The 13,817-nt window shown below is 66.6% G+C and carries 15 protein-coding genes; 7 read left to right on the top strand and 8 right to left on the bottom strand.

Annotation, left to right across the window (positions count from 1 at the left end):
* Positions 1 to 175: 175 nt before the first annotated feature.
* From fabG to FHS47_RS04250, 5 genes are all read right to left on the bottom strand, one after another.
* Complete coding sequence (gene fabG, locus FHS47_RS04270; RefSeq protein WP_167023379.1) at positions 176 to 919, bottom strand: 3-oxoacyl-ACP reductase FabG; 744 nt, start codon at positions 917 to 919, stop codon at positions 176 to 178.
* A 21-nt stretch (positions 920 to 940) separates the two neighbouring features.
* A complete protein-coding gene (fabD, locus tag FHS47_RS04265) occupies positions 941 to 1,885 on the bottom strand; it encodes an ACP S-malonyltransferase (RefSeq protein WP_167023376.1) in 945 nt (314 codons plus the stop codon).
* Between the two features lie 187 nt (positions 1,886 to 2,072).
* Complete coding sequence (locus FHS47_RS04260) at positions 2,073 to 3,041, bottom strand: beta-ketoacyl-ACP synthase III (protein WP_167027645.1); 969 nt, start codon at positions 3,039 to 3,041, stop codon at positions 2,073 to 2,075.
* Between the two features lie 134 nt (positions 3,042 to 3,175).
* Entirely contained in the window at positions 3,176 to 3,370 is a 195-nt protein-coding gene (gene rpmF / locus FHS47_RS04255) for a 50S ribosomal protein L32 (RefSeq protein ID WP_090054210.1), read from the bottom strand.
* Positions 3,371 to 3,388: 18 nt separating this feature from the next.
* Positions 3,389 to 3,904 (bottom strand): YceD family protein, encoded by a 516-nt coding sequence (locus FHS47_RS04250; RefSeq protein ID WP_167023373.1) that lies wholly within the window; start codon positions 3,902 to 3,904, stop codon positions 3,389 to 3,391.
* Positions 3,905 to 4,061: 157 nt separating this feature from the next.
* Here FHS47_RS04250 and FHS47_RS04245 point away from each other — a divergent pair, with 157 nt between their 5' ends.
* Positions 4,062 to 4,508, top strand: a complete 447-nt coding sequence (locus FHS47_RS04245; RefSeq protein ID WP_167023371.1) for a hypothetical protein — start codon at positions 4,062 to 4,064, stop codon at positions 4,506 to 4,508.
* Positions 4,509 to 4,517: 9 nt separating this feature from the next.
* Positions 4,518 to 5,102, top strand: a complete 585-nt coding sequence (locus FHS47_RS04240; RefSeq protein WP_167023369.1) for a nucleoside triphosphate pyrophosphatase — start codon at positions 4,518 to 4,520, stop codon at positions 5,100 to 5,102.
* Here FHS47_RS04240 and FHS47_RS04235 read toward each other — a convergent pair.
* Entirely contained in the window at positions 5,099 to 6,694 is a 1,596-nt protein-coding gene (locus tag FHS47_RS04235; RefSeq protein WP_167023366.1) for a glycosyltransferase family 39 protein, read from the bottom strand. The genes FHS47_RS04240 and FHS47_RS04235 overlap by 4 nt on opposite strands.
* 35 nt (positions 6,695 to 6,729) lie before the next feature.
* On the opposite strand from FHS47_RS04235, the gene FHS47_RS04230 reads away from it, so the two are divergent.
* The 5 genes from FHS47_RS04230 to FHS47_RS04210 all read left to right on the top strand — a co-directional run bounded on the left by FHS47_RS04230 (position 6,730) and on the right by FHS47_RS04210 (position 12,810).
* Complete coding sequence (locus FHS47_RS04230; protein WP_167023364.1) at positions 6,730 to 7,671, top strand: AAA family ATPase; 942 nt, start codon at positions 6,730 to 6,732, stop codon at positions 7,669 to 7,671.
* The gene (locus FHS47_RS04225) at positions 7,671 to 8,627 is read left to right on the top strand and encodes a DUF58 domain-containing protein (protein WP_167023360.1); all 957 of its coding nucleotides are present in this window, start codon (positions 7,671 to 7,673) and stop codon (positions 8,625 to 8,627) included. Before FHS47_RS04230 ends, FHS47_RS04225 begins: the two co-directional genes overlap by 1 nt.
* A complete protein-coding gene (locus FHS47_RS04220) occupies positions 8,624 to 10,618 on the top strand; it encodes a DUF3488 and transglutaminase-like domain-containing protein (protein WP_208381787.1) in 1,995 nt (664 codons plus the stop codon). The genes FHS47_RS04225 and FHS47_RS04220 overlap by 4 nt, the downstream gene beginning before the upstream one ends.
* Positions 10,619 to 10,659: 41 nt before the next feature.
* A complete protein-coding gene (locus FHS47_RS04215; RefSeq protein ID WP_167023357.1) occupies positions 10,660 to 11,259 on the top strand; it encodes a Slp/YeaY family lipoprotein in 600 nt (199 codons plus the stop codon).
* Between the two features lie 327 nt (positions 11,260 to 11,586).
* Positions 11,587 to 12,810, top strand: a complete 1,224-nt coding sequence (locus FHS47_RS04210; protein WP_167023355.1) for a DUF418 domain-containing protein — start codon at positions 11,587 to 11,589, stop codon at positions 12,808 to 12,810.
* 37 nt (positions 12,811 to 12,847) lie between these two features.
* Here the strand turns inward: FHS47_RS04210 and FHS47_RS04205 are convergent, their stop codons facing one another.
* Both FHS47_RS04205 and recR read right to left on the bottom strand, forming a co-directional pair.
* The gene (locus tag FHS47_RS04205) at positions 12,848 to 13,192 is read right to left on the bottom strand and encodes a histidine triad nucleotide-binding protein (protein WP_167023352.1); all 345 of its coding nucleotides are present in this window, start codon (positions 13,190 to 13,192) and stop codon (positions 12,848 to 12,850) included.
* Between the two features lie 16 nt (positions 13,193 to 13,208).
* A complete protein-coding gene (gene recR, locus FHS47_RS04200; protein WP_167023349.1) occupies positions 13,209 to 13,811 on the bottom strand; it encodes a recombination mediator RecR in 603 nt (200 codons plus the stop codon).
* Positions 13,812 to 13,817: the final 6 nt, after the last annotated feature.

The raw sequence follows: 13,817 nt of genomic DNA, 5'->3' as shown, positions 1-13,817 counted from the left end.
TTGCCTTTACCTCCCGAGGGAAAATCCGGCGGCATTGTAGTGGCTAAGGACCGTACCCGCCAGCATGCCGCCATCACGTTGATGACGCCCCACCGGTGTCGGCGAGGCGCGAAATAGCGATTGTCTCTCAAATCCGGGCCGCTGGCGACTGCCGCGGTTCCGGAGGGTGCCCCGGTCAGGGCATGTACATGCCGCCGTTAACGTGCAGGGTCTCGCCCGTGATGTACCGGGCGGCCGGCGAGGCCAGGAAGGCCACGGCCTCGGCGATGTCACTGGCCTCGCCCAGGTGGCCCAGGGCGATGCCCGTCAGCAGGGCGGTGCGCTGCTCTTCCGGCAGCGCACGGGTCATGTCGGTATCGATGAAACCCGGGGCGACCACGTTCACGGTGATGCCGCGCGAACCAATCTCACGGGCCAGCGATTTCGAGAACGCGATGATGCCCGCCTTCGCGGCCGCATAATTGGCCTGCCCCGGATTGCCGGTGACGCCGACCACGGATGCGATGCTGACGATGCGGCCCTTGCGGGCCTTCATCATGCCGCGCATCACGGCCTTCGACGTGCGGAATACCGACGTGAGGTTCGTTTCCATGATGGCACTCCAGTCTTCCTCCTTCATACGCATGAGGAGCTGGTCGCGCGTGATGCCCGCATTGTTCACGAGGATGGAAACCGCACCGGCTTCCTTGGCGATGGCATCGACGAGCCCGTCGATGGCCGAGGCATCGGTAACGTCGAGCACGCGGCCGTGGCCGCCATGGGGAGCAAGGCGCTCGCCGATGGCCTTGGCACCGCTTTCGCTGGTGGCGGTGCCGTAGACGGTGGCGCCGCGCTCGGCCAGCAGGTCGGCAATGGCGGCGCCGATGCCGCGACTGGCGCCGGTGACGAGGGCGATTTCGCCCTTCAGGGATGAGGTCATGGGGATATCCTTCGGTAAGGGTCAGACGGCGGCCAGGGCGGCGTCGAGTTCTTCCGGCGTGCCGATGGCCTTGCCGTCGATCGACTTGTCGATGCGCTTGACGAGCCCGCTCAGCACCTTGCCCGGGCCGCATTCCAGAGTCTGGACGATTCCTGCTGCGGCAAGCGCCTGCACGCACTCCGTCCACCGCACCGGAAGGTAGAGCTGACGCATCAGCGCGCCGCGAATGTCCTCGATGGACGTGTGCACCTTCGCATCGGCGTTCTGCACGACGGGAATCGACGGAAGCGACCAGTCGAGGGCGGCCATGCGCTCGCCGAGGCGGTCGGCGGCGTCGCGCATCAGCATGCAGTGCGACGGCACCGACACCGCGAGCTTCACGGCCTTCTTGACCCCGAGTTCCGCGAGGCGCGCCAGGGCGCGATCCACGGCTTCGACGTGGCCGGCGATTACGAGTTGCCCCGGGGAGTTGTAATTCGCGGGCGACACCACCTGGCCCTGCGCCACTTCCTCGCATACCTGCGCGATCTGGGCGTCGTCGCCTCCGAGGATGGCGGCCATGGTGCCGACACCCGGCGGCACGGCGGCCTGCATGAGACGGCCGCGCTCGGCCACCAGGCCGGCGGCGTCCTTCAGGGAAAGGGCCGATGCGGCAACCAGGGCGCTGTATTCGCCGAGGCTATGACCGGAAAGCAGTGCCGGCATGCGGCCACCCCGCTTCGCCCAGACGCGCCAGACGGCGATGCTTGCGGCCAGGAGCGCGGGTTGCGTGTTTTCGGTGCTGTCGAGGACATCCTTCGGGCCGTCCTGGCTGATCGACCAGAGGTCGGCGCCTGCGCCTTCGGAGGCTTCGTCGAAGGTGGCACGCACTTCGGGATGAGCCGCCGCCAGTTCGGCAAGCATGCCGACGGACTGCGAACCCTGGCCAGGGAAAACGAAGGCGAGCGAGGCACTGGATGAGGTCATGCGAGACGGTTCCGGGACTTCAAACCGCGAATGGTGCCAGCAAGCCGGGGACGAATGCACCATTCGCGGGAGTTTGGTAGCCGCGCATCGAATACCTGTGGGAGCCGCTTCAGCGGCGATCCCGCGGCAGCGGGCCAGCGTGGGGCGAGCACCCATCGCCGCTGAAGCGGCTCCCACATGAAGCGAATCAGTAACGCAGCAGTGCCGAGGCCCAGGTGAAGCCGCCGCCGAACGCTTCCAGCAGCAGGTTCTGCCCACGCTGCACCTTGCCCGAGCGCACGGCATAGTCGAGCGCCAGCGGCACGGAACCGGACGAGGTGTTCGCGTGCTTGTCGACAGTGACGATAACGCGGTCCATCGACATGTTCAGGCGCTTCGCCGTCGCCTCGATGATGCGCAGGTTCGCCTGGTGCGGGATCAGCCAGTCGATCTCGTCCTCCTTCATGCCGGCGTCTTCCAAGGTCTCGCCCACCAGGGCGTCGAGCGTCTTGACTGCCACCTTGAAGACTTCGCGGCCGAGCATGCTGATGCGCACGCCATGGTTCGGCTCGTCCTTGAAGCCGGCCGACACGCCCACGGGATTGAACAGCAGGTGCTTGAAACCGCCGTCCGCGCGCATGCGGGTGGTGAAGATGCCGGGCTCGGCGGAGGCCTCGAGCACCACGGCACCCGCGCCGTCGCCGAACAGCACGCAGGACTCGCGCTCCGTCCAGTCGACCATGCGGGTAAGCGTCTCGGCACCGATGACCAGGGCCTTCTTCGATTGGCCGCTGCGCATGAACGCATTGGCGACGCCAAGCGCGTAGACGAAGCCGGAGCAGGCGGCATTCACGTCGAAGGCGGCGCAGCCATTCGCCCCCAGACGATGCTGGACGAGGCAGGCGGTGGAGGGAAAGATGAGATCGGGCGTGGTGGTGCCGATGATGATGAGATCGATCTCGGAGGCCTTCACGCCGGCTGCTTCCAGCGCGCGCTGGGCAGCGAGGAAGGCGAGGTCGCCCGTGGTTTCACCTTCCGCCGCGATGTGCCGCTCGGTGATGCCGGTGCGCGTGCGGATCCACTCGTCGCTCGTATCGACGATTTTTTCGAGGTCGGCGTTGGTCAGCACTTTCTCGGGAAGCGCGCTGCCGGTACCGATGATGCGGGCGTATTTCAGAACCGTATCCCCAATGAGACGGAGGATTCACCCAGGCAGCATGAGCGGCCCGGGGCCGGAAAAACGGTATGCCACAAATGCAAAACGGCGCGTTGCCGCGCCGCCTGCGTTGTGATCGTTCCCAAGGGGGAAGATCAGTCCTCGACTTCGACCGCACCGCGGGTGTCGATGACCTTCTTGCCGCGATAGAAGCCGTCCTTGGTCACGTGGTGACGCAGGTGAACTTCACCGCTGGTCGGATCGGTCGACAGCTGCACGGACTTCAGCGCATCGTGCGAACGACGCATGCCGCGGGTGGACGGGGTCTTGCGGCTCTTGGCAACGGCCATGACAAATCTCCAGCGAAATTACTTAATGAGTCCGCGGAGTGCCGCGAACGGGTTTTCAGATTTTTCCTGCGGGAGCGTGTCGTCCCCGCCGGATCCAGTGACATCGTCGGGCAGTTCGTGGTCCGGATTCACCGGAACCAGCGGCAGCGCCAACAGCAGTTCGTCCTCGATGGTCGCGATCGGATCGAGTTTGCCGTCCTGTTCGACCAGCAGTGCCTCGTAACCGGGAGGCAACGACGCCTCCTCGCTTTCCTCGACGATCAGTCCGAGACGGGCATCGACTTCCACCGGCAACTGGAATGGTTCCAGCGAGCGCTGACAGATGAGGGTCAACCCGGCCTTCGCGCGTACAGCCACGTAGGCCACACCGAATTCGTCGCGGCCGAAATCCAGCTCGTAGGTTACGACCCCTTCGGGAGACGCAACCACTTCACCCAGGCGCGAAAACGCCGAAACGGGAAGTTGACCCTGGAACGAACGCCGCGCACGAACCTCGCGCCAAGCGTCCACGGACGATGGCAATGTCACGGACATAATCGTGAGATGTTAGGCATCAACATGCCTGAAGTCAACCGGTTAGAGGGCGCCGACAGGCATGTCCGACGCTTTTGCGCGGCACGATGACTTTCGGGCAGACTGCCCTTCCTGCGCCCGGTTTGCGGCCCGGTGCCCAAGAAGGGGAAGATCACGCGTGTTTTCCTTTGCCTATTATGCACTTGCGGGCACGCTGGCGATAGCGCTGGGCCTGTGCGCGTGGACGTTGCGCCATCAACGTTCGCGCCGAAGGCACGGGGCCCTGCAAGACCTGATGGACAATGCCGACCGGCTTGAGTCCGATCTCAAGGACTGCCGCGACCGTCTCCAGCGTGCGCACGCCGTCATGTCGGTCAGCCCGGACGTACCTGCCTCGGGCGAACTGGAGGCGCAGCACGCCGTCGAGTCGGGGCTCCGCGCCCTGCTCCAGCAGCGCCTGTGGATCCGCGACCGCGCCCCGGAGGCCAGCCAGAGGGAGCTGGACGACGCGGTGGACGCCCTGGTCCGCGCCCGGCACCAGCTCGAACCGCGGCTGCGGGCGCTCGACGACGCCCAGACCGCACTGGATACCGCCGTCCGCGAACACATCCACAAAGACTTCTAGGACCCTAGCGTGTCACCGCACCCCACCGTCGTTCTCGCCTCCACCTCGCACTACCGTGCCGCCCTGCTCCGTCGTCTGCTCGACCATTTCGAACAGGCCGCGCCCGGCACCGACGAAGCCGCCTGGCCGGGCGAGCAGCCTGCTGCGCGCGCCGCGCGGCTGGCCGAAGCGAAGGCCCGTGACGTGGCGGCCCAGTTCCCCGGCGCCGTCGTCATCGGCTCGGACCAGGTGGCGGACCTGAAAGGGCGGATCCTGGACAAGCCCGGCACCGTGCGGGCGGCCCACGAACAGCTGGCGGCCAGTTCGGGCCACGATGTCGTGTTCCACACGGCGGTGTGCGTGATCGACCTGCGTGGCGATGCAATCACCCATGTGGACGAAACCAGGGTGCGCTTCCGCGAGCTGTCTGACGAAGACATCCAGCGCTACATCGAACGCGAACGGCCTCTGGATTGCGCCGGAAGCTTCAAGTGCGAGGGGCTCGGCATCGCCCTGTTCGAGCGGATCGAGAACGAAGACCCGACGGCACTCGTCGGCTTGCCTCTGATCGCGACGTCGAGACTGCTACGCGCCGCGGGCGTGGTGCTTCCCTAGGGGCCGTTCGCTAGCGAAGCCCGATAGGCCGCCATCCACACTACGCAATCGTCGGGGTTGCCGGGCACGCCGCGCGTGGCCCGTGCCCTTCCCTCGTACAACGCGAAACGGCGTCGCCCGTCGAAGGCCTGCAACCGCCCCACCGGAGCGACGACGTCGACCCGCGCGCAGATGGACCCGAGCCAGTCGCGCGCCTCGATGTCGTGCAGTTTCGACTCGTCGACCACCAGCAGGATCGTGGCGCCCGCATGCTTCGCGAGGCCGTCTTCGTCCAGCCCCCAGGCGGCGAGTTGCGGTGCCCGTCCGTGCTTCACGTTCAAGGGGCTGTCCAGCGAATACACGGTACGTGACGCTCCCAGCGCGAAACGCAGCTCCGCCGCGAGCATGAAATTGTCGGCGACAAGGATGGCTTCCGGCCGCGCAGCCAGTGCGTCGCGGCTGGCCGCCGCGCTCTCGCGCCAGCCCGTGAAGTTGGTGGGGAACGCCTTCATGCCTGCGAGAACGGCGGCGCCATGCGCCGACGCGGCAAGACCCAGGTATCCCAACCCCGCGGCGAGACCCAGGCCCGCCAGCACGAATCCGGCATGGACCGTGCGCCTCCAGGCGGTTCCCGCCTCGCGCAGTACGAGCGGCAGCGCCACGCACGCCACGAGGTAACCGGGCAGTGGCCAGTGCGCGCGGAAGCGCAGGTCGTCGGCGAACAGGCCGAGAACGAAGTACGCGACGACGAAGGTGCCGGCGACCACCGCGAGCGCATCGAGCGGTGGCTCCGCGCGGCGCCGCCACGCCCTTGCGATCGCCCAGAGCATCGTCGCCCAGGCGATCGGCGTGCATGCCACGGCCTGTTCCAGTGGCTGCACGAGGGCATCGGCGTGGAAGCGCCAGGGATTGCGATCCACCAACTGGAAGGCGAGACCGGCGCCATGGGCACCCAGGTTGTACAGAATGATCGGAACGAGCCCAAGCGAGGCGACGCCCATGGCGAACCACAGGCCTGGGCACCGCCATTGCAGCCGCCCGCGCGGTGTCAGCGCGAGGAAGGCGAGGCCGGCCAGCATCGGCATCGCCGCGCGGTAGTGCGTCATCCAGGCGATGGCGAGGCCGAGGCCCAGCAGGAGCCAGCCACGCGATCGACCAGTGTCGAGCGCCATCAACAACCCCTGAAGCGCGAGCAGCGTAGCGAACGTGAGCGGCACGTCCGGCAGTGCCAGCACCCCGAGACTACCCGCGAGCGGCAACAACGACGCGAAGGTGGCGGCCTGCCAACGCGCCGGTTCACCACCGTAACGCGCTGCCATCGCCCCCACCTGCCAGGGAAGTGCGGCGCCCAGCAGCAGGAACGGCAGGCGCATGGGCAACAGGCCGTGCCCGAACACGGCCACCGACACCGCGATGAGCCACGCCGTAAGCGGCGGCAGATCGCTGTATCCCCACGCGGGGGAGAGGCTTTCCTGCCAATAGAACGCCTCGTCACCGAAAGGCGACAACGTGCACGCTATCACCACTTTCGCCACGCACGATGCGACGAACACGGCGAGGAAGATGCCTCGCCACAATCGTGCAGGCGCGGCTACACTCGAGCGATCACCCATCGATATTGCCAGGCCAGGGGGCATACGCATCGATCATGTCCGCGACGACTCCACTCCACGATGAAATGCTGCGCCATCGGCTCGATGCCGCCCTGGCCCAGGTCAACGGCGTGCTGCTGGGCAAGCCGCGCCAGGTGAAGCTGGCTTTCACCTGCCTCATCGCAGGCGGGCACCTCCTGCTGGAAGACGTGCCGGGCGTCGGCAAGACCACGCTGGCGCATGCGTTGGCTGCCACCTTCGACCTCGAGTTCCAGCGTATCCAGTTCACCAGCGACCTCCTGCCGTCCGACATTATCGGGGTCAGCGTCTACGAGCGCGAGACGGGCGAGTTCCGGTTCCATCCCGGCCCGATCTTCACGAGCCTGCTGCTCGCCGACGAGATCAACCGCGCCACGCCCAAATCGCAGAGCGCACTGCTCGAAGCGATGGCCGAGGGGCAGACCACCGTCGATGGCGTCACCCGCGAATTGCCCAAGCCCTTCTTCGTGGTCGCTACACAGAATCCGCTCGACCTGGCGGGCACGTTCCCGCTGCCGGATTCGCAGCTGGATCGTTTCATGCTCCGGCTGAGCCTGGATTATCCGGACCCGGCCGCCGAACGCGCCCTGCTCACGGGCGAAGACCGCCGCGACATGATGGCCACGCTCGCGCCCCGGCTGGACGTGGCCGCGATCGCCCAGCTGCACGCGGCGGCCCAGGCGGTGAAAGCGAGCGGCACCCTCCTCGACTACCTGCAGGCACTGCTGAGCGCCAGCCGCAAGCACAACGACGTGCGCGTGGGCCTGTCGCCGCGTGCAGGCCTTGCGCTGCTGGCGGCGGCGCGCGCGTGGGCGCTGATGAGCGGCCGCGACTACGTCATTCCCGAAGACCTGCAAACGGTGTTCGTCCCCGCTGCGGCCCACCGCCTCGTGCCGGCGCGGGGCAGCCATCGCGAGGCCATCGCGCGCGCCATCCTCGCCGAGACCGCGGTGCCCTGATGCCGCCGCAGGTACAGCGGCTGGTGGCTTGGGCGGAACGCCGCCTGCCGTCGCTGACCCGGCTCCGCCATGCGGAGCCGCTGCCCATCCTGTTGCACCGGCGGCGCATCTACATCGTGCCGACCGGCTTCGGCATGGGCTTCTCCCTCCTGCTCGCCGTGATGCTGGTCGGCGCACTGAACTACGCGAACAATGCCGCGTTGATGCTGACCTGCCTGCTGGGCGCGGCGGCATCGGGCAGCATGCTGGTCGCCTTCCGCGTACTCAATGGCCTCACCATCGGGGGCGTGCGTGCAGGCACCGCACGCGCGGGCGAAGCCGTACGCGTCTCGATCGACGTCGCGGCCAGCCAGCGCGAACGCATGGCGGTACGGCTGGACGTCGCTGGCCGCGAATTCGCCTTCGTCGTTCCCGACGGGGGCACGGCCACCGTGGAGTTCGAACTGCCGGCGGAATTCCGCGGGTGGCTCGCCCTTCCGCGCATGCGTTTGCACAGTCGCTGGCCGTTCGGTCTTTTCAGGGCCTGGAGCTGGCTGCACCCCGACCGCAACGTGCTCGTGTATCCGCGCCCCGAGGCACACGGCCCGAAGCCCTTCGAGCCGCGCGGCGACGCCGACCGTGGCCGCCCGCGTCCCGGTGACGAACCGGCGGCCTTGCGGGAATACCGGGCGGGCGATCCCAGAAGGCAGATTGCCTGGAAACTCAGTGCCCGCCACCACGGCTTGCTGGTGAAGGATCTCGAGCAGCCCGCGCCGCAGGAAGACTGGCGCCTGGACTGGGACGGCATGCATGGCCTCGACGATGAGTCGCGTATCGCGCGGCTCACGCGCTGGATCGACGAGGCGCGCGACGCCGGCCGGCGCTGGAGCCTGCGCCTTCCTGACGCCTATTTCGACGTGGCGCAGGGAGACGAGCACTACCACCGTTGCATGACCGCCCTGGCGCTGCGGCCGTGACCGGCTTTCGCCCTTCCCTCCGGCGTGCGCCGACGACCGACCCCGTACTGGGCAAGCGTCCGTTCGACCTGCTCTGCCTCACCATGGCGTTCGTGCTGCTCGTGCATGCGGCACACCTGCCCCTGTGGCTCACCGGAGCCCTCGCCGTCGTGCTTGCCGCGCGCTGGCGGCAGCGGCGCCGCGGGGGACGAAACGCGCCCGCCTGGATCAAGCTGCCCCTCATCGGCCTGCTGCTCGGCGCCGTCGTGATGCAGAACGGCACGCTGTTCGGACGCGAGCCCGGCAGCGCCTTCGCGGTAGGCCTCCTCGTGCTCAAGCTGCTCGAAAGCGAGCACCGCCGCGACGCCCGCGTCGGCATCGCGTTCGCATGCTTCGCGCTGATGAGCGCGCTGCTTTTCGACCAGGGACTGGTCGCAAGCTTTTTCGTGTGCCTTGGCATCGTCCCGGCGCTGGCAACCCTGCGCTCGCTGGAAGAAATCGACCCGCAGGGCACGAGCCTGGCGGGCGAGTTCAAACCCGTGCTGCTCGCCCTGCTCGCCGCCGTGCCGCTCTCGCTGTTCGCCTTCCTCTTCGTGCCGCGGCTCAGTACGCCGCTATGGGGAGCGCCGCAAAATGCCGCGAGCACCACGGGGCTTTCCAACCGTCTGGCTCCGGGCGAGATGATGGAGTTGATGACCGACGACACGCCGGCGCTTCGCGTGACCTTCGCGGGCCCGCCGCCGGCGAACGCCGAACGCTACTTCCGTGCGTTCACCATGCAATGGTTCGACGGAAAGGCCTGGGCACCCGGATTCCGCAATGCACGCCGTCCGCCTGCGCCCGCCGAATATGGCGCGCAGACGGTCTACGAGGTGTCGGTCGAGCCCACGCACGACCGCGTGGTGCCCATGCTCGACCTGCCAATGGCCGCCCCGCCCGACACCGCGATGCGCGCCGACCACACGGTGCTTGCGCAAAAGCGGATCGACGAAGTCACCTCGTTCCCGGGGCTTGCCGCCACGCGCTATCGGCTGGAGGCAACCCTCGACGACGACGTGCGCAGGGAGAACCTGTTGTTGCCCATGGGAGTCGGCCCCCGCGCACGCGCGCTGGCCGCGTCCTGGGCGCAGCGTTATGGGAACGATCCTCAGGCCATCGCGCGCGCCGCGCTCGCGATGTTCCACGCGAATTTCTCGTACACGCTTGCCGCCCCGCCGCTGGGCCAGGACCGCATCGACGATTTCCTGTTCGGAACGCGCGAGGGCTACTGCGAGCATTTCGCGTCCACGTTCACCTTCCTCATGCGCGCCGCCGGCCTGCCCGCCCGCGTGGTCACCGGCTACCAGGGCGGCTACTGGAACGCGAACGCGCGCTACCTGCTGGTGCGGCGCTCCGACGCGCATGCGTGGTCGGAGGTGTGGCTGGAGGGACGCGGGTGGGTTCGCTTCGATCCGACGGCAGCGGTGCGCCCGGAGCGCGTACAACTCGGCGCCGCCGCGGCGAACGCGGGGCACGGTGGCAACGACGGCCTGTTCGACATGGCCTGGCTGCGCAACCTGCGCGACCGCTGGGACGTCGTCAACCAATGGTGGAACCGGGGCGTTATCGGTTTCGACGCGTTGCGTCAGCAGGGACTGCTGCAACCGTTCGGCATCGCACGCGCGGAGTCGTCGGAGCTGGTCGCGATCTTCGCCGTCGGCTGTGCCTTGCTGGTCGCCGTGGCGTTGGGTTGGGCCCTGTTCCAGCGTCACGAGGGCGATGCACTGGACGCGTCGATGCGCCGGCTCCAGCGCAAGCTTGCCCGGGTCGGCGTGGTGCGAAGGACAGGTGAAGGACCGAAGCATTTTCTTGCACGCGCGGCACGGGCACTGCCGGGACAGAGAAATGCATTGGAAAGGTTGGGCGAGCTTTACTTAAGATCGCGCTACGGGCATGACGAACCGCCGCCTGAATCGGTCATCCGGTTTCGACGGGAGGTGAAGGAATTCAAGGCGCGCCGCGTGGTCAAATAAGGGCATGGTATCGGCCGTGCCCGGTATTCAGGAGACGTGACATGTCCATGTACAAACCGCTGGCCATCGCCGCGGCGACTCTCGCACTCGGCGCCTGCGCCACCGTGCCCCAGCCGCTGCAGGGCCAGTTCAACGACGTATCCACGGCCGGTGCCCAGCAGGGCGGCGCGCCGGGCGCCAAGGTGCGCTGGGGTGGCGAGATCATCAAGACCGAGCCGGGCCCGCAGCAGACCTGCTTCTTCGTATTGTCCGAGCCGCTCGACGATCAGGCACGGCCCACCGCAAGCAAGAACGAGAGCCAGGGCCGCTTCGTCGCCTGCCGCGACGGCTTCTACGATCCGGAAGTGTTCGTCCGCGGCCGCGAGATTACCGTCACGGGCACGCTGCGTGGCGCCGTCACGCAGAAGGTGGGCGACTTCGACTACGCCTATCCTCGCGTCGAAGCCGATGTCGTGTACCTGTGGCCGAAGCGCGTTCCGGTGAACCGCTACCCGCCAGGTTTTTACGACCCGTTCTGGGGCCCGGGCTGGGGTCCGGGTTGGGGCCCGTACGGTTACGGTCCGTGGGGCGACCCGTTCTGGTACCGCCCGCGCACGATCATCGTGCCGAGGCCGGTGCCTGCACCTCCGCCTCGCAAGTGACGCAAAAAAGCCGGCTTCGATGCCGGCTTTTTTTGTTTCTTCGCGGAAGTCCGGCACGCTGCCTTGATGCAGCGGTTCATTCGCCAAGGCGAATGCATGTGGCCAGCGGCTGGCGCCGCCGTCGGCTCGGACGGTGAGGCCAGAGCCTTCGGCGTGCAAGACGCTCAGGTGCAAAGCGCTTTGGCGATACCGGGCTAGTGAACGCCACGACGAGTCTGTCATCGAAAGCGCCGCGACAAGCTGCCCGTGCGGCGGTGTGTGCAATGATCCGCTACTTGGGGAATCGCGCGATAGTGCGCAGGCCAATGAGCACCCCAGGTGGCTAACATGGATACTCAAGTTTCAGCACCGGGCGAACGTGTGCGCCAGGAAGTTGCGCTACCCATTCGCCCTGCCCATCGGATAGCCGTGATCGACGTGCTGCGCGGAGTGGCGCTCTTCGGTGTGCTCTCGGTCAACCTGATCACCGAGTTCCGTGTTTCGTTGTTTCGGCAGTTTCTTCCGCCGACGATGGAAGGATCCCACTTGGATCATGTGGTCGATGCGGTGGTCAGCATCGGCATGGAATCGAAGGCATTTGCTCTGTTCTCCCTGCTATTTGGTATTGGCCTTGCCATCCAGTTCGAGAGACTCGCTGCCAACGCACAGCGCCTGACACTCCTGGTCAGGCGACTGCTTGTTCTACTTGGATTTGGCATCCTGCATCTGTGCTTCATCTGGAATGGCGACATTCTTACGGAGTACGCGCTGATAGGGCTGACGGTCCTGCCATTCCTATATGCGTCGAATCGCGTCCTCATCGCCGCCTGTGTCATGGGCCTGCTGAGTTATGCCGCCATGCCGTGGTGGCTTCCTGACAGTTTCCTTGGACCGGATGAAGCGGCACTCCGGCAATACGTCCAAGTTGCCACGTCGGTCTATTCGAGTGGAACCTGGAGCGAAGTCGTCCGCTTCAATCTCGCCGAGATACCTCGCATTGTCCCGCTCCACGTGTTGGTGGCGCCGCGGACGTTCGCGTTGTTCTTGCTTGGCGCGCTCGCTTGGCGGAGCGGTATGTTTCGTCATCCCGAAAGGCATCGCCGTGTACTCATCGGCGCCGCCGTGCTCGGCCTCGTCCTTGGTTTAGGCATGAACCTGCTGGAATTGCCCGAGGCAGGATCTCCCTGGCGAGGCTTGGCGCCAGTCGTCTCCGCTCTGATCACCCTGGCCCCGGTCTTGCTCGCCATCGGCTATGGCGCCACCTGCATCGCCCTTTGCACGTTCACCGGGACCCAACGCCTGCTGAGCCTGCTCGGCCCTCTGGGTCGAATGGCCTTCAGCAACTATCTGGCTCAGTCGCTGATTTTCGGTTGGATATTCTTCGGGTACGGGCTGGGTCTGTTTGGCCGCCTGAGTTCATCGCAAGCCATGTGGCTTGGAATGGCTGTTTACCTGGGCCAAGTGCTTGTCAGCCACTGGTGGCTGAAGCGGCATCGGTTCGGACCTATGGAATGGTTATGGCGAACGCTCATGTATGGAGTTCGCCAACCTTGGCGAGTCAAGACGCGATGACGGGTCCATTCGCCGGATCTGCGCTCGGCTGCGGCTCTCAGCCCGGCGGCCAGTGCATCTGGCGTCCAGCAAGGAGGTGCACATGGATGTGGAACACCGTCTGCCCGCCGTGGGTGTTGGTGTTGACCACCGTGCGATAACCGTCTTTCGCGAATCCCTGCTCGCGCGCGTATGCCGCGGCAGCGAGCAAGAGCTTGCCGAGCAGTTCGGCATCGCCGGGCGCCGCATCGTCCAACGTAGCGATGGGCCGTTTCGGAATGAACAGCACGTGCACCGGAGCCTGCGGGTTGAGGTCGCGGAAAGCCAGCACATCGTCGTCTTCATAGACGATGTCGGCGGGGATCTCGCGGCGGACGATCTTGGCGAAAATCGTGTCTGTCATCCTGATTCCTCGATGGTCAGCCGAGCGACTGCCGGCTTCCGAATGCATGGGCAAGCGTGCCGCGGTCGACGAACTCCAGTTCGCCGCCCAACGGCACACCATGGGCCAGGCGCGTGGCACGGATACCCGCGGCTTTCGCGAGCTGGCCGATGTAATGGGCGGTGGCTTCGCCTTCGACTGTGGGATTGGTCGCGATGATCATTTCCTCGACCTCCCCCTCCCCAAGACGCTCGGCCAGGAGGGGCAGACCCAGTTCGTCAGGGCCCAGGCCGTCGAGCGGCGACAACCGGCCCAGCAGCACGAAATAGTGCCCCCGGTAGCCGGTGGCCTGCTCGATCGCAGCGAGATCGGACGGCGACTCCACCACGCACAGCACCTGGCGATCGCGACTGGCACTGGCGCAAAGCGAGCACACTGCCGTTTCGCTGAAATTGCGGCAGCGCGTGCAATTGCCGACGTCACGCATGGCCGATTCCAGCGCCGAAGCCAGGCGCAAGCCACCCTGCCTTTCCCGTTCCAGCAGGTGGAAGGCCATGCGCTGCGCGCTCTTCGCACCCACGCCGGGCAGACAGCGCAGCGCGTCGATCAGTTCGCCGAGGAGGCGGGAGCCATTGCTCATCGTGGA

Origin of the sequence: Luteibacter sp. SG786 (assembly GCF_011759605.1) — a bacterium.
In the GTDB taxonomy this organism is placed as follows: domain Bacteria; phylum Pseudomonadota; class Gammaproteobacteria; order Xanthomonadales; family Rhodanobacteraceae; genus Luteibacter.
Note: the sequence above shows the minus strand (reverse complement) of the source record. Positions and strands in the feature narration are given on the sequence as shown.